At 39.5% G+C, this 15,061-nt stretch carries 17 protein-coding genes; 6 read left to right on the plus strand and 11 right to left on the minus strand.

Features of this window, described 5'->3' with window-relative positions; genetic code table 11:
* Positions 1-14 precede the first annotated feature (14 nt).
* Entirely contained in the window at positions 15-920 is a 906-nt protein-coding gene (locus tag RVY80_RS01295; RefSeq protein WP_317329333.1) for a metal ABC transporter substrate-binding protein, read from the minus strand.
* Positions 921-1,192: 272 nt separating this feature from the next.
* Between RVY80_RS01295 and RVY80_RS01300 the strand changes: the two genes are divergently transcribed.
* The 3 genes from RVY80_RS01300 to RVY80_RS01310 are packed head-to-tail and all read left to right on the plus strand — an operon-like array spanning position 1,193 to position 3,175.
* Positions 1,193-1,873 (plus strand): metal ABC transporter ATP-binding protein, encoded by a 681-nt coding sequence (locus RVY80_RS01300; RefSeq protein WP_295193548.1) that lies wholly within the window; start codon positions 1,193-1,195, stop codon positions 1,871-1,873.
* Positions 1,866-2,690 (plus strand): metal ABC transporter permease, encoded by an 825-nt coding sequence (locus RVY80_RS01305; protein WP_317329334.1) that lies wholly within the window; start codon positions 1,866-1,868, stop codon positions 2,688-2,690. The genes RVY80_RS01300 and RVY80_RS01305 overlap by 8 nt, the downstream gene beginning before the upstream one ends.
* A 53-nt stretch (positions 2,691-2,743) precedes the next feature.
* Positions 2,744-3,175, plus strand: coding sequence for a Fur family transcriptional regulator (locus RVY80_RS01310; RefSeq protein WP_295190169.1), 432 nt, complete (start codon positions 2,744-2,746; stop codon positions 3,173-3,175).
* A gap of 133 nt (positions 3,176-3,308) precedes the next feature.
* Here RVY80_RS01310 and RVY80_RS01315 read toward each other — a convergent pair whose 3' ends face one another.
* The 4 genes from RVY80_RS01315 to bioD all read right to left on the minus strand — a co-directional run bounded on the left by RVY80_RS01315 (position 3,309) and on the right by bioD (position 7,087).
* Positions 3,309-3,986 carry a 3-oxoacid CoA-transferase subunit B gene (locus tag RVY80_RS01315; RefSeq protein ID WP_317329336.1) on the minus strand — a complete coding sequence of 226 codons (678 nt, stop codon included), beginning with the start codon at positions 3,984-3,986 and terminating at the stop codon, positions 3,309-3,311.
* 12 nt (positions 3,987-3,998) lie between these two features.
* Positions 3,999-4,574, minus strand: a complete 576-nt coding sequence (locus tag RVY80_RS01320) for a CoA transferase subunit A (RefSeq protein WP_317329337.1) — start codon at positions 4,572-4,574, stop codon at positions 3,999-4,001.
* A 226-nt stretch (positions 4,575-4,800) separates the two neighbouring features.
* Positions 4,801-6,174 (minus strand): adenosylmethionine--8-amino-7-oxononanoate transaminase, encoded by a 1,374-nt coding sequence (gene bioA / locus RVY80_RS01325; RefSeq protein ID WP_310746079.1) that lies wholly within the window; start codon positions 6,172-6,174, stop codon positions 4,801-4,803.
* Between the two features lie 79 nt (positions 6,175-6,253).
* A complete protein-coding gene (gene bioD / locus RVY80_RS01330; RefSeq protein ID WP_317329383.1) occupies positions 6,254-7,087 on the minus strand; it encodes a dethiobiotin synthase in 834 nt (277 codons plus the stop codon).
* A gap of 236 nt (positions 7,088-7,323) precedes the next feature.
* On the opposite strand from bioD, the gene RVY80_RS01335 reads away from it, so the two are divergent.
* Positions 7,324-7,905 (plus strand): biotin transporter BioY, encoded by a 582-nt coding sequence (locus RVY80_RS01335; RefSeq protein WP_295190156.1) that lies wholly within the window; start codon positions 7,324-7,326, stop codon positions 7,903-7,905.
* Positions 7,906-8,083: 178 nt separating this feature from the next.
* Here the strand turns inward: RVY80_RS01335 and RVY80_RS01340 are convergent, their stop codons facing one another.
* On the minus strand, positions 8,084-8,632 hold the full coding sequence (locus tag RVY80_RS01340; RefSeq protein ID WP_295190154.1) for a beta-class carbonic anhydrase: 549 nt from the start codon (positions 8,630-8,632) through the stop codon (positions 8,084-8,086).
* Positions 8,633-9,051: 419 nt separating this feature from the next.
* Between RVY80_RS01340 and RVY80_RS01345 the strand changes: the two genes are divergently transcribed.
* Positions 9,052-9,663 carry a LysE/ArgO family amino acid transporter gene (locus RVY80_RS01345; RefSeq protein WP_317329338.1) on the plus strand — a complete coding sequence of 204 codons (612 nt, stop codon included), beginning with the start codon at positions 9,052-9,054 and terminating at the stop codon, positions 9,661-9,663.
* Positions 9,664-9,990: 327 nt separating this feature from the next.
* Positions 9,991-11,028, plus strand: a complete 1,038-nt coding sequence (locus tag RVY80_RS01350) for a YeiH family protein (protein WP_295190148.1) — start codon at positions 9,991-9,993, stop codon at positions 11,026-11,028.
* 117 nt (positions 11,029-11,145) lie between these two features.
* Here the strand turns inward: RVY80_RS01350 and RVY80_RS01355 are convergent, their stop codons facing one another.
* The 5 genes from RVY80_RS01355 to narJ form a co-directional block, all read right to left on the minus strand.
* Positions 11,146-11,697, minus strand: a complete 552-nt coding sequence (locus RVY80_RS01355; protein ID WP_317329340.1) for a type 2 periplasmic-binding domain-containing protein — start codon at positions 11,695-11,697, stop codon at positions 11,146-11,148.
* The gene (locus tag RVY80_RS01360; protein WP_317329341.1) at positions 11,694-12,026 is read right to left on the minus strand and encodes a LysR family transcriptional regulator; all 333 of its coding nucleotides are present in this window, start codon (positions 12,024-12,026) and stop codon (positions 11,694-11,696) included. Before RVY80_RS01360 ends, RVY80_RS01355 begins: the two co-directional genes overlap by 4 nt.
* A gap of 93 nt (positions 12,027-12,119) precedes the next feature.
* Positions 12,120-13,325, minus strand: a complete 1,206-nt coding sequence (locus RVY80_RS01365; protein ID WP_317329343.1) for an MFS transporter — start codon at positions 13,323-13,325, stop codon at positions 12,120-12,122.
* Between the two features lie 478 nt (positions 13,326-13,803).
* Positions 13,804-14,487: a respiratory nitrate reductase subunit gamma gene (narI, locus tag RVY80_RS01370; RefSeq protein WP_295193560.1), complete on the minus strand. Its 684-nt coding sequence runs from the start codon at positions 14,485-14,487 to the stop codon at positions 13,804-13,806.
* Positions 14,484-15,008, minus strand: a complete 525-nt coding sequence (gene narJ / locus RVY80_RS01375; RefSeq protein WP_310746081.1) for a nitrate reductase molybdenum cofactor assembly chaperone — start codon at positions 15,006-15,008, stop codon at positions 14,484-14,486. Before narJ ends, narI begins: the two co-directional genes overlap by 4 nt.
* Between the last annotated feature and the right edge of the window lie 53 nt (positions 15,009-15,061).

Here is a 15,061-nt window from a genome sequence, read left to right on the forward strand (position 1 = left end):
TTTTAATGTAAGTCCTATTTTAAGCTTTCATAGATTTTGGACAAATTATCTCCCATACGTTGTAGGTAAGATTTATCGTCTTCTTTACTTTCCATTGTATAAATAGTTTCTACTTTAGCACCTACTTCAGCGGCTAAAGTTTTAGATACTTCTGGACTTGCCATTTCTTCGGCAAAGATTGTTTTAATACCATGAGATTTAGCAAATTCAACAAGTTCAGCAAGTTGTGCTGCATTTGGTTCACCTTCAGCAAATACGTCTTCAACACTTTGTTGCTCTAAGCCAAAATCGCGACATAAATACGCAAAGGCTGCATGACCAGTTACAAAATCTTTATGTGCTACAGTAGCAAATTTTTGAGCATAATCCTTTTGCAAGGCTTCTAGTTTAGCCACATAATCTTTTGCATTTTTTTCATAATAGTCTTTATTAGATGGATCGGCTTTCACCAATGCATCCTTCACATTATTTACTTCAATAACTGCATTTTTTAAACTCAACCAAGTATGAGGATCTTCAGCACCATGCTCTTTGATTTCTTCTTCATCTGTATTTTTAATAGTCTCTACACCTTTAGATGCTACAACAGAGACTAATTTATCGTTTTTAGCAGATTCAATAGCTTTTTCTGCCCATGGCTCCATACCTAGCCCGTTATATACAAATACTTTGGCAGAGCTCAAGGACTTAATATCCTCTGCTTTTAATTCAAAATCATGTGGTTCTGTGCCGTCTGGAATAATAGTTGCAACCTCAACCTTATCACCACCAACAGCCTGTACAAATTCTGTCATGGCGTTAAAACTAGTCACAACTTTTACCTTACTATTTGTTGTATTACTATTACTATTCTGACCGCAACCAACAGCAAGAATCAAGGCAAATACGCTAAACAATACTGCTACTAAACGCTTTATCATGAGTATCCCTCCTAACAACATCAATATACAACTGTCGCAATTACATACGTGTAAGTACAAGTAATATCAACTCATTGACCCAGCATACACACAATTTACGTCTATCAATACACAATGGCCGGTCAACTATCCTTTACCAAACTACACGTATTCTTTGATGTATTCTCTATTTATGTTATACTAAATCTATAGAAATGCAATTGCGACACAGTTGCATTTACATATATTAGTATAATCATTCTACGCAATTTGTCAACATAAAAGGATTGTTCATGTTAAAAGTTAAAGATTTATATTTTTCATACCACCAACAGCCCTCCTATGTTTTTGAGGGCCTAAATCTCACTATTCATCGTGGCGACTACATTTCTATCGTCGGTGAAAATGGCTGTGGTAAAAGTACTCTACTTCGTCTCATTTTAGGATTTTTAACACCTACACAAGGCTCTATTACCATGGAGACTAAAAATATTCGTTATGTTTCCCAGAAAAATGATTTTTCCCATTCTGGATTTCCCATTACAGTTAGAGAAATATTAAATTCCTATCGTAAACTGCTACATATTAAAGACCCCAATGAAGTAAATCGAGTATTAGAGTTAACTCATATGACCTTCGCCGCAGATAAACTCATCGGCCAACTCTCTGGAGGCCAGGCACAGCGAATCTCCATTGCTCGTTCCCTCATTGGAGAGCCCGATTTAATCATCCTCGATGAACCATCTACAGGCGTCGATGCCAAAAGCCAAGAAAGTATGTATGCACTCCTTAAACAATTAAATACAGACAGAGGCATTACAATACTTTCAGTAGAACACAATCTCGATGCAGCTCTAACAAATTCAACCAAGATTTTCCACTTATCCCACGGCAATGGCCACCTCTGTACACCTGAACAATACGCTCACGAAATTCTGCATCATACAGGAAAGGAGTGTAGTTGCCATGTTTAATTATGAATTTATGCAAAATGCATTCTTTGTAGCCATTTGCATCTCCCTACTATGCCCATGTATAGGCATATTTATGGTTCTTCGCCGCTCCTCCATGATTGGCGATACTATGTCCCATGCCTCTCTTGCAGGGATTACGTTGGGTCTATTATTAAACACAAATCCCATTATGGGGGCTTTCATATTCACTGCAATCTGTGGCGCCCTCATCGAGTTCTTGAGAAAATATTTCTCACATCATTTAGACCTAATTCTAACTATTATTTTATCTCTCAGCATTGGCACCGCCATTACACTCATCAGCTCCGGTAAACTGAAAGCTAACGCCAATGTTTTTTTCTTTGGCAGCATTTTAACAGTCACTACAGCAGATATGATCAGCATTTTTCTATTAACAGTATTGTCCATCATCACACTCTATGTATTGTATAATCAACTACTGTACATTGCCTATGATGAAGAAGCCGCTCGTGTAGCTGGTGTTAAGGTAGATATAATCAACTATGTATTCGCCATTTTAATGGCTGCTGCTGTATCCATTTCTATTAAAATCGTTGGTGTCCTCGTATTAAGCGCCATGATTGCCTTACCAGTAGCATCTGCCCTCCAACTAGAACGAGGATTCAAACAAACCTTGTTGTACTCCATGGGATTCAGTTTATTATCCATGGTCATAGGCCTTACTGGGTCCTACTATTTAAATGTAGCCCCTGGTGGATTTGTATCACTCACATCAGTAGGAATTTTATTAGTTGTCCTAGTGGCCAAACAAATGCAACACAAATTGCGACAACATACACCTAATCTTCATCACTAGAATACTAATAATCATCTATCCAACTATAACTAATATGTAAAGAAGGTAATATAATGAATTCAATATTAGAACCTACTAACTGGCCAGAAGGCATAAAGAAAACTAAACAACGTGTAGGCATTTGGCAAGTACTTTCACAGGCTCAAAAACCAATAACAGCTGCCGAAATTGCTACTGGACTAGGTGAAGATGGTGGCATCAACAGTGTATGGATGTCTACCATTTATCGGACACTCGATTTTTTTGTGGAAAAACAGCTTGTCACTCGCACCGTTCTCTCCAATAGCGATATGGCATTATATGAAATTACGCCCCACCAACATCGCCATTACGCAGTATGTACTGAGTGTCACAGGATGATTCCCCTCCATAACTGCCCGGTAGTATCTACACCACATGATCTAGAGGATACAGGATTTGAAGTGACTGGTCATAATCTAGAAATTTATGGTGTCTGCAGTGAGTGCCAAAAACATCATAAATAGCATTTCAAAAATTTAACATTCAAAATAGCACAATAATACCAAGTTACTTTAAAGAACACAAAAGGACATAACCGACTGAATCAGATATTTGTCTATTCAATCAGTTATGTCCTAATTTTATGCTCAAATTTATTTATGCGTTAATACCACTCATGCGGTAATCCACTAAATCTGGAGATACTTCTATATCTGCCTCTGTACAAGCAATGATATCTTCCACTGTATATTCTGGATCTTTTTCAATCAAAAGTAATGGGCCATCTTGAACTTTGAAAACAGCTCTTTCAGTAATAATGACATTTACCACACCAATGCCTGTGAGGGCTAAGTGACAGCGTTTCAAAATCTTAGAATTGCCTTTTTTGTCGGTATGTTGCATAGTTACTACGATTTTACGAGCCCCAGTTACGAGATCCATCGCACCGCCCATACCAGGTGCTAAGTTACCACCAGCAGCATTCATAGCCCAGTTAGCAATATTGCCTTCTTGGTCAACTTCAAAAGAACCAAGAATCGCTGTATCCACATGTCCACCACGAATGATTCCAAAAGAATCTGCAAGGTCAAAAATAGCCGCACCGGATGTAAGAGTTATAGCTAGACCACCAGCATTACCATTATCAGAATCTGCCTCTCCATAATATGGAGTAGGGCCAGACATAAGACATCCATTTTCTGCTTCTAGACTTACAAAAATACCTTCTTTTAAATAGTTTGGAACCTCAATAGGAATCCCAAAACCTAAATTTACCACTTCGCCATCGCTAAGTTCTAAGGCTGCACGACGAGCAATTTTTTCTCTAACATTCATACTAGCCACCTCTTATTCATGTTTTAATATACCTATTGAATTCCATTGTTCATTATAAATCTTATGTTGTACATCTAATGGATTACCTTGTACAACTGCGTTAACGAATACGCTCGGAGTACCTACGCGAATTGGTTCAATAACATCCATTTCTACGATTTCATTTACCTCTGCAATAGTATATTTACCAGCTGTAGCTGCTACTTTATTACAGTTAATAGAAACACCACGATAGGAAATGTTACCAATAGGATCGCCTTGATAGCCTTTAATTAGCGCAAAATCTGCAGTGAGAGCCGTTTCTAATAAGTAATCCTTGCCCTCAATATTAATTTTTTGCTTACCTTCTTCAATGAGCGTCCCCACACCAGTTGGTGTTAAAATACCGCCCAAACCAGCGCCACCAGCACGAAGCTTTTCAATCCATGTTCCCATTGGATATAACTCAACCTCTAAATTACCTTTTGCATATTGCTCCAATAATTCTGGGCTCGTTCCAATATGAGCACCGATAAATTTTTTTAACTTGCCCATTTTTAAACAATGGTGCCAAGTCAAAGTTACCACCTGGCATAGTACTAACTTCACTCAAAATCGTTAGATATTTTTGACCTTGTCGAACTAACTCTTCAATACTAAGGATCCAAAATAACTAAACAAATGTAAAAACTTTCTTGCCCCTATAATGTCACGTTAATAAATATTCCTCTAATACCTATTATTAATACAAGCATATGCAGTTATAACTAAAAATCATGAGCCATTATTTTTTTTGATAGCTAGTGTCAACTTAAACGCCACTCAATCCTATTAACTACAGAATTACTGGTTTCATATCCGCCAAGATACCCTCTACTTCCGTAGCCTCTTGGATACTTTCATGTAAAATACGAACCATATCACGAATATCCTCAGCCGTAGATGCAAGTGGTGGCATAAGAATCACCACATCGCCGATTGGCCGACAAATGAGCCCTTTTGTACGCGCCAATACGGCCACCTTGGCACCAACCGCATCATTTGGATGGTATGGGATATGACTAGCCACATCTTTTTCAAGCTCGATGCCTACGATAAGACCTCGTTGACGAACTTCTTTCACATGAGCTAGTATTTCCACAGATTTTAATGCATCGGCCATAGCCTCAATTTTAGGTGGCAAATTATCAATAACATGCTCCTTGCGAAACACCTCTAGCGATGCCAATGCTACAGCACACGCCAACGCATTCCCCGTATAGGAATGACCATGATAGAATGTTTTCTTTTCCTCAAAAGTGCCTAAAAAAGCATCAAATATTTTTTTAGTCGTTAAGGTTGCTGCCAACGGCATGTATCCACCAGTAATCCCCTTCGATAAAGTCATCAAATCTGGGGCCACATTTTCGTTTTCGCAAGCAAACATTTTACCAGTACGACCAAAGCCAGTGGCCACCTCATCCAAAATGAGGAATACATCATATTGTTTTGTCAATTCCCGAACACGTTTTAAATACCCCTCCGGCATGACGAGCATCCCTGCTGCAGCTTGTACTAATGGTTCCATAATGAGGGCTGTAATTTCCTCATGTTGGTCTTGTAAAATTCGTTCTAACTCCTGTAGAGACGCTTCAAAAGCTTGTTCTCGATCCGCCACATCTCTATAAATACCTGGAGATGGTAACAAAATTGGTTTAAATAGTAAAGAATGGAATACCTCATGGAACAAAGTAATACCACCTACACTAACGGTACCCAAAGTATCCCCGTGATACGCCGACGTAAGGGAAATAAATTTCGTCTTTTTTGTTTGCCCCACAAGCTGGCGATACTGATAGGCCATTTTCAAGGCTACTTCGATAGCTGTACTACCATCATCGGAGAAAAACACTTTTTCTAGTCCCTCTGGTGCGATATCTACTAGCTCTTTCGCTAACTGTGCTGATGGTGGACTCACCAATCCAAGCAATGTACTATGAGAAATTTTTCCCACTTGCTCAATGATTGCCTTGTTTAGATCTGGATGATTATGTCCATGAATATTAACCCACAATGAGGATACGCCATCATAATATTTCTTACCGTCCTCATCGATGAGATAAATTCCTTCACCTCGCTCGATGACTACTGGAATTTGTTGCAACCAATCTTGCATTTGTGTAAATGGATGCCACACAAATTCATGATCCCATTTAGCCGCTTGGGATATTAATACCGGGGATTCTAATTGTTCTGTTCTTGCTGCTACTTGCTCTGTTACGCCGGACGTTACCACAACACTTCACTCCTCACTCATTACCTAATACTTGCCATACATGCTTTGAATCGATAAATTCTCTAGCCCATTCCACTTTAGTGTTCCACGCATCAATGCCATCAAATGGTGGTATCACACCAAGCACAGGAATATGCGTATACCGCTCCATATCCTCAATATTTGTGTGCAACAAAAATGGTTCCACTTGTGCCGTATTATTCACAATGATTCCTTTCACGTGAATACCATGATGTTCGGCATACTCCTTCGTCAAAATAACTCGATTGATAGAACCTAACCGACCATCTGCAACAAGCAATGCCGGTAGCTGACTATCTTTTGCTAAATCTGTGAAAGTCCGATCTTCCGTAAGGGGTGTAGTAACACCACCAGCACCTTCTACAAAGGTAATATCATATTTATTAACTACGTGATGAATGTGTTCAACCAATTCATCATAAGGAATCTTCACACCTGCCAATCGAGCTGCTAGTTTAGGAGAATACTCCCCTGGCAATGCATAAGGGTTCACTTCACTACGTCTATCCTCACCAGCCCCTATAGCCTGCATCAACATCGTAGCATCCGTACTCTCTAATTGCGATGCATGAATAATTCCAAACGTCTCTGTATCATCCATAATTGCTTCGTCACGAGGAATAATATTATCTTCATCAAATTGACTACTCTGTGCCATTGGAATCGCACCAGAAGCAACGGGTTTCACCATTCCTACCGAATATCCATCATCCTTAGCCAATACGCCCAACAAGGATGTAACGAAAGTTTTCCCTACATCCGTATCCGTACCAATGACAAATACGCCCTTTTGAGATAATACGGGTAATGTCTTATGACTATCCATTGATTGTGCTGCTATACCATCCATTTTACAACTCATTTGATCTGCCTCCCATTGATTAACAACTTAGCATCACATGTACAGTTTACAAATTCAATTGTAGTATATACCCCTCAAACGAAATTAGTCAACGTTAAATTATTTTCAAAGTTGACAATGATTAAAACAAAGATTATACTCTATCTAGATTAATTACGTAAACTCACAGGGAATTAAGAAGTTAACATTAGGAGGTCATTATGGAACAAACAAAGTTGTTATTTAGGGCCGCTCTCATTGTCGCCCTCATCGCTGTCGGTGCACGTATTCAAATTCCGTTGCCTTATTTTGATTACTACACATTACAATTTACTTTCGTATTACTTGGCGCCGCTTTACTACCACCAATCTACGCATTTGGAGCGGTTGCAGCCTATGTAGTAATGGGTCTCTTAGGCATCCCAGTCTTTGCTGGGGGTGGCGGTATATCCTATATTTTACGGCCTAGCTTTGGATACCTCATCGGCTTTGCCCTCTGTGCTGGGGCTCTATCCTATGTACACCAAAACTATGCAGTGCATACTAAAAAACAATATTTCCTCATGAATCTTTTAGGTATTGTCATCGTATACTTCTTCGGTCTCACTTACAAAACGGCCATTTTATACTGGTACCTCAACGAAACCGTAGATTGGGCCGTTCTATTATCTACAGCCTTTGCCTTTGACATTCCTGCAGATATCATAATGGTTGCTATTCTCTCCCTTGGTGAAAGACGCATCTTCAAAGCACTCCGCGCCTTTAGTAGACAAAGAAAACCAAAACAAATGCATATGGCATAGAACAAATAATATGTTAAGAATAAAGTATAGTCCTATCTCTAATAAAATATACGCCTATCTCTATCATAAAATTAGCCCCTGTACAAATCGTACAGGGGCTTTCACTATTTAATAATACGTTATATAAATTATATAAATTCATATTCATAAGAGTCTATCCATGTGCCATGTATATCAGTTACTCTACCTCTACATAACGGAATGCACCAGTATCAGGGTCCATCATGCCACCATAAAACCCCATGCCACGCGGGAACAATGGATGATGTCGTAAGAATTTAACCGTATATTTTACATTATCTTCAGAAATATGAAAACGATCCATCCAATCAATGAGACCTGGTTCTATCATGCGTATAGCATCTTCATTAATTCCCTTAGATTTCATTTGTTCCATAAATTGTGGAGCAGAAAAATCAATCATACCACAATTTTCATGCCCAATAACGAGCACATCAGTAATCCCCATCCCATAAGTAGATACCAATAGACTCTGCACGATATTATCGATTGGTTGAGTTACACTATTGCCTGCAGTTTTAATGGTAATAACCTCGCCACGACCAAATCCCAAAGCCTCCTCAAGCATACAGACGAGACGTGTATCCATACAGGTTACGATAGCTAATTTTTTCATTGGCTTGCTAGTGAGACCGGCCTCACCTAATTCAGGATGTTCTGCCACATAGTTGTTATTGAATTCTACAATTTTATTTATATCAATCATTGTATTACACCTCGTAATAATCCTAAGAATACCAGATAGGATATTAATTCTTTTTACATATATAACTTCATATATCCCCTTATGAGAATTATATGCCTTCTATACAAGTTATACAACATTTGTATTATAAATATACTTGTAAGTTTTATAGATACGCGTTTAAAGTTGTATGTATATTCCTATCTTCGTATACCATCATTACATACAATTCCGATAGCAATATACACGAATAACCATACACAGCATACAAGTATTTAAATAATCTTCTAAACTAGCCCTTGAAACATAAGAATTATCACACTGATTCTATCTGTATATGTGATATACTATAATAAGATTTGTGCACAGACTATAGTTCTTATATCTGTGCCTTATATATTTCAGTGAATTAATTTACATTGTATACATTGAGGAGTTTTATGTTTTTCTTTCTTCAAGGTCTCATCATTGGCATTTCATCTATGGCGCCAATTGGGATGCAAAATCTATTCGTAATCAATACAGCCCTAGCACAAACAACTATGCGTGTGCTGATCACGGTGGCCATCGTCATTTTCTTTGACATGACGCTCAGTCTTTCCGCTTTCTTTGGCATGGGGGCCCTCATCACACAATTCCCATTGCTCAAATTACTAGTTATGTTCTTCGGCGGTTTACTCATTATGTACATGGGGTATCAAACAGTACGCACAGAACCAACTATTTCAAACGTAGATACAAATGTGCCGATTACCAAAATCATCTCCATATCCTTTTTGGTAACTTGGGCGAATCCACAGGCTCTCATTGACGTAACAATGATGCTCGGTGCCTTCCGGGCTAGCCTCTCTGATAGTGAAAGCTATATTTTTATCAGTGGTGTCATGGCCGCTGCCATCGTTTGGTTCGGTGGTCTCGCATTAGTGATGCGCCTCTTGGCTAATAAAATTAGTATCTCTAGCTTGGCCTGGCTCAATAAAATCTGTGGTACTATTATCCTATTGTACGGCATCAAACTTGTATATGATGCTGTAATGTTGATGATCAACTAGTACTTATGTTAACTAATTCAATTCACTGACATACAGTATCATCAGCTTAGCAATAATATCTAATAATATCTAATAATATCTAATAATATCTAATGCTCTCTATAACCTCATCACTTTACCTGATGAGGTTATTTAATTTTCAATACAAATATAATTTTCTTTTGTATGCATACAAATCTAATAAAGTTGTTCATTATCAGGCGACTATGTAATTTATATAAAGATATTTTATAGATTTAATTCCCCTATTTGTGCTATTATAAAACCATGATTATCAATTAGATATATAAGTATATTCGATGCTCAACCGCAAAGGGGGCTTTTATTATGGGCATTAACGGAACAACATTACCTGGCATAGCGCTCTGTTTTCTACTCGCCTTGCCTTGTTGGTATTTAGGACAACTCGTACCACTCGTAGGTGGACCAATTTTTGCCATCATCCTTGGTATTATTTTAGGGACCACCATGAACATTTGGTCTCATACTAAAATAACACCAGGTGTATCTTTCACATCCAAAAAAATCTTGCAATACGCCGTTATTTTGCTCGGTTTTGGTCTAAACATTATGCAGGTCATTCATGTGGGGTGGATTTCTCTTCCCGTTATCATTTCTACAATTTTGACATCCCTCATCGTGGCCTATGTGATTTTTAAAATGACGAATATTCCATCGAATATCGCTGTGCTCATCGGTGTGGGTTCCTCCATTTGTGGTGGTTCCGCCATCGCAGCCGCTGCGCCTGTTATCAAGGCCGACGATCAAGATATCGCTCAAGCGATTTCCACGGTGTTCTTCTTTAACGTTATCGCCGCCTTCGTGTTCCCAACGCTAGGCGATTTCCTTGGCCTCACCAACACGGGTTTTGGTCTATTCGCAGGTACTGCCGTTAATGATACATCCTCTGTAACTGCCACTGCTGCTGTATGGGATTCTATGCATCCTGGGGCGCAAACATTGGAATACGCGACAATCGTTAAGTTGACTCGGACCCTTGCCATCATCCCGATTTGTCTCGGTTTGGCTAGCTATCAGGTGTACAAGGATAAACAAACTGCCACTGGTGAAAGCGACAGTTCTGTTAACATCGCAAAAATTTTCCCACGTTTCGTTTTGTACTTTATCCTGTGCTCCATCATCACTACAGTAGCCACTTACTTTGGTGCTAATTCTACCATCTTTAGCATGTTCAAAGGTATCTCCAAATACCTTATAATCATGGCTATGGTCGCCATCGGTTTAAATACGAATATAGTAAAACTCATCAAATCTAGTGGTTCCTCATTGGCACTTGGCTTCACATGCTGGGTATGCATCGCCATCGTCAGCTTGTGGGTACAACACATGATTGGATTGTGGTAAGCCGATTGTTCTAAACCAAGCGAAATCATTCGTCTCTATGATTATTTGAACAATCCTCTATTAACAAGTTTATAATAAAAATGAGCACTCACGTTATCAATTGTGAGTGCTCATTTTTTACTTATTGAGTAATTCTTTAAATGTGTCTGTAAACGGTTTCACATATTCATTCGTATTTTCCAATGGATTAAAGAAACAATAATTCCGTTCTAGCGGACGCCCTTCTGAATATACAGGGACGCGTTTAATATTCGCAATTGGATTCATCAGAGTCCCTACTTGGTCAATTAATAAGAATCCTCGGCCACTGGCCACGAGCATACGGGCTTCTTCCAAATTTCGTGCCACTAGGAACGCCCCTGTAAACCCAAGTACCTTGCGATAGTAATCCTCCTCATGAACCTGCGTCATAAGCGTACAAATCAATATGGCAGATAAATCCGATATATCTGGAATTTCAACAGTGTCTTTATCCATATAGCCTGTTGCTACCTCCATATAACTAGGTGCACTAACAATCAAATCATTGTTAAAATTCGAATTAAATGCCCGCCACTGATCGTTCAATGCCAAATCAATGGACTTATTCATCATGTCCTCGTAGAGTTCCTCATGGGAACCGCCGGTCATGCGAATATCTAAATTAGGGTACTGTTTTGATACTTTCACAATGGTATCATCAATTCCGTCCCACTGTAGCGATTTAAATAGCCCACGCGTAAATACACCCGATTATCCACGCCAATCCGCTGCATTTCCCGTTCTAAAATATGGATTTGATCGAGCAATCGTTTGCCCTCTTGGTAAAAGTACTCGCCCGCTGGCGTTAGGTGAAAGCTCCGATTTTCACGCACAATGAGGGTGGTGCCAAGATTTTTCTCTAGTGCCTTGATTTGCTGTGAAATGGCGGACTGGGATATGTAACTTTCATAGGCGGCCTGGGTGAAAGAATTGTAATCCACCACGGCCACAAAATATTCTAATTGTTTTAATAACATAGGTTAAACCTCGAACCGATTAATTGTCATACAAGAACTACGGTCTCATAGCGAGCCATGATTTTCAGTACGCCTCAGCTATTGCGGCATTAGCTAGAATTCTGTAACATCCTGAGATTTTGAAAATCTAGAATGAATCATATAAGCCGAGATAAAAAACGCAAAGGCCGTTAACCAAAATACAGCGGCATAGCCAAATTCCTTAGCAATCAAACCACTGCAGAATGGCCCCGCCACATTACCTAAAATAGATACGCTAGACACAACGCCAAATACAATACTGCGTCGTTCCACAGGCACATTTTGAGAAATCAACGTATTAGCCGTCGGCATGATAAAGCCCATAGCAAAGCCCGCCAAGGCGCGGAAAGCACCGAGTCCCCAGATATTCGGCATCAAGTACTGCATGATGAAGAATACACCAACACCGATGGTAGCGGACACAAGAATCTGTGGCATCCCCATTCGTTTTGTAAGCCGGCCAATAGATAAAGAAGCCAACGCACTAAATAATCCTGCAAGGAAAATAACAATACCTACGATAGTGGCTACAAAGGCTTCGTCCACATCCATGTAATGTTTAATATACAGCGGTAAAATCGGACCAATACCAGTAATACCAAAGTTACAAAGGAATTGCATAAATACGAGCAAGCGAACCTTGGGAATACTCAAGAAATATTTAATTAAGCTCAATTGTGATGTGCCACGATCAATTTTATGTTTATGCTGAATGTTTGGCATCAAAAATGCCACCCCGAGGAAGCACATAAATGCCAATGCGCTAAATACCAAGAACGGCGCCCTGTAACCTAGCAAATCTGCTGCTAAACCACCAATAAGTGGTCCAAATACTACGCCCATGACCATTGAAGCTTGATATAGCCCCATCCCCCAAGCAACGTGTTTTTCGGGAACAATCATGGTAATAATGGCCAGCCCTATGGGCACAAAACCACCTACAAAACCTTGCACCATGCGTAATAAAAACAATTGCACTGGTGATGTAGCTAAACTCGATAATCCAACAGATAATGACAGCATAGCTAGCAATACCATCATCGGTTTTCGCGGCCCCCACTGATTAGCCTTTGTCGTCCAATAAGGTGCGGTAAAGCAAATCATTAACGGTGTAATCCCAGAAATCAGCCCTGCCCAAAATGCAGCCTCTCCTTGATCCGAGACTCCTATATCACCTAAAAATAAAGGGATAAATGATATTACCCCAATAATCGTAATCCCCGCCCCAACCTGTATGGCAGAGATTAAATAGACAATTCTCTTCCAATGCTCTATCATAACTCATCTCTCATTCTAGAATCATTCCCTCATCTAATTTAGTTACAAAGCCTTCAGAGCAATTAATGAAACAAAACCAATTACAAACGGTTCTTTATACGGTAACGATTCATTCTTTTTATATTCTACAATCGCTTTATATATAATCATATTTTCACCAATATACTCTAAAAAGATATTACTTAACTGTATTGTACCCTATATTAACAAAATGTGTAAGCGAATAAAGAACATTTGATTCTGTAAATCACAGCCTCCACATCTATACTCCCCGATAAATAATTTTAGATTGAACTCAGTGCCGTGCACATGCTAGTAGTGATTAATGCTAGTGTTAGAAATGAAAAGAACCACACTATAACGCCTACGAACTTAGAGGTTCCCTCTAGAGAGTAGAAGTTATAGTGTGGTTCTTTGATGTTGTTATTAGTGAATATTAATCACTACTAGCATGAACCGAAAAAGGGTTCAGCCAAAATTATTTATCTCTCCCAGCTCCGTCACGTTTGCGGTACACAATAAATGGCCTCGTCAAATAATTCAACGGCACGCTCAAGCAATGCACCAAACGACTGAATGGGAAGATAATAGCCACAGCCATCCATGAGAACATGTGGAATTTAAATTCTAGTGGTACACCTTCCATCAAGGATGGATCTGGTTGGAACATCAAGAGTCCGCGGAACCAAGGTCCGATGGACACACGATAGTCAAAGAAACCAGCGTAATTCAACAATGTACCAGTCATACCACTAAAAATAGCCAACGCTAAGAATAGGTATAACCATTTATCTAGTGTAGATGTGTTAGCTTCTAGAGCTTTCACAGTGAAACGACGTTTCATCAAGAGCAAGAAGCCTACGATGAACAATACACCTGCTACAGCACCCATGTACAAGGCACCTTCATGGTACATATGGTCATTAATACCAAGAGCAGCTGTCCAAGTTTTTGGCATTAGCACACCTACGATATGACCGCCCAACACGCAGGCCAAGCCAAAGTGGAACAATGGGTTGGCAATGCGCAATTGTTTTTTCTCTAAAAATTCACTGGATTTTGTTGTCCAGTTACTTTCAAAATAGAAGAAACGAATTAACGTTCCTGCGATTAGGAAAGTGAAGGCAATGTAAGGCAAGGCGCCCCATAAGAATAGATTCATTTTGCACCGTCCTCCAATCCGTTGGCCACCGCCAAAATAATATCAAACAAGAAAGCGTACGTGATTTTAGCCTCAATCAAACGTTCACGGATGTATTCCAATTGAGGACGGCAGTACGTCAAGATTTCTCGGGCCACCGGTGCGTCAACAGCAGCGCATAATTCCAAGATAGCTGGCACATAGTCAGGCATCTCTGCAGGAATTTCGAAATCATTTTCCAAGTAGAACGCCTTGTATTTTACAAGTTCCTCTGCCTGTTCGCCAGTACCTTGCAATTCATAGGTGGACATGTACATCGTCGTATTTTGACTGAAGTCAAAGGTACGAACGTATTGGTCCTCGAATTCCTTACGTGGCATTTCGTCCACATAGTCGAAGAAATCGAAGATGGCTTGTTTCAATTGTGGATGTTCTACTGTTTCAGTATCGGTTTTCCATTCAGGAATTTCTGCATACCAAGCTGCATCAGGGTAGCGCAATAAGAATGATACGATTAACAGAATTTTCTGATTATCATTCAACACTTGTTCATCAAGCACCACTTGATGACTATCGGCCTGAGCAGCTGTATTTG

Source organism: Veillonella absiana (genome assembly GCF_032970865.1).
Classification (GTDB): domain Bacteria; phylum Bacillota; class Negativicutes; order Veillonellales; family Veillonellaceae; genus Veillonella; species Veillonella absiana.

Bases quoted from the DNA above. Each gene is read 5' to 3' on its own strand.
- RVY80_RS01365 (WP_317329343.1), bottom strand. From the start codon at position 13,325: ATGATAGAGCATTGGAAGAGAATTGTCTATTTAATCTCTGCCATACAG.
- RVY80_RS01350 (WP_295190148.1), top strand. From the start codon at position 9,991: ATGGGCATTAACGGAACAACATTACCTGGCATAGCGCTCTGTTTTCTA.
- bioD (WP_317329383.1), bottom strand. From the start codon at position 7,087: ATGGATAGTCATAAGACATTACCCGTATTATCTCAAAAGGGCGTATTT.
- RVY80_RS01315 (WP_317329336.1), bottom strand. From the start codon at position 3,986: ATGAATGTTAGAGAAAAAATTGCTCGTCGTGCAGCCTTAGAACTTAGC.
- RVY80_RS01305 (WP_317329334.1), top strand. From the start codon at position 1,866: ATGTTTAATTATGAATTTATGCAAAATGCATTCTTTGTAGCCATTTGC.
- RVY80_RS01360 (WP_317329341.1), bottom strand. From the start codon at position 12,026: ATGTTATTAAAACAATTAGAATATTTTGTGGCCGTGGTGGATTACAAT.
- narI (WP_295193560.1), bottom strand. From the start codon at position 14,487: ATGAATCTATTCTTATGGGGCGCCTTGCCTTACATTGCCTTCACTTTC.
- RVY80_RS01340 (WP_295190154.1), bottom strand. From the start codon at position 8,632: ATGATTGATATAAATAAAATTGTAGAATTCAATAACAACTATGTGGCA.
- RVY80_RS01300 (WP_295193548.1), top strand. From the start codon at position 1,193: ATGTTAAAAGTTAAAGATTTATATTTTTCATACCACCAACAGCCCTCC.
- RVY80_RS01295 (WP_317329333.1), bottom strand. From the start codon at position 920: ATGATAAAGCGTTTAGTAGCAGTATTGTTTAGCGTATTTGCCTTGATT.
- RVY80_RS01335 (WP_295190156.1), top strand. From the start codon at position 7,324: ATGGAACAAACAAAGTTGTTATTTAGGGCCGCTCTCATTGTCGCCCTC.
- RVY80_RS01310 (WP_295190169.1), top strand. From the start codon at position 2,744: ATGAATTCAATATTAGAACCTACTAACTGGCCAGAAGGCATAAAGAAA.
- RVY80_RS01345 (WP_317329338.1), top strand. From the start codon at position 9,052: ATGTTTTTCTTTCTTCAAGGTCTCATCATTGGCATTTCATCTATGGCG.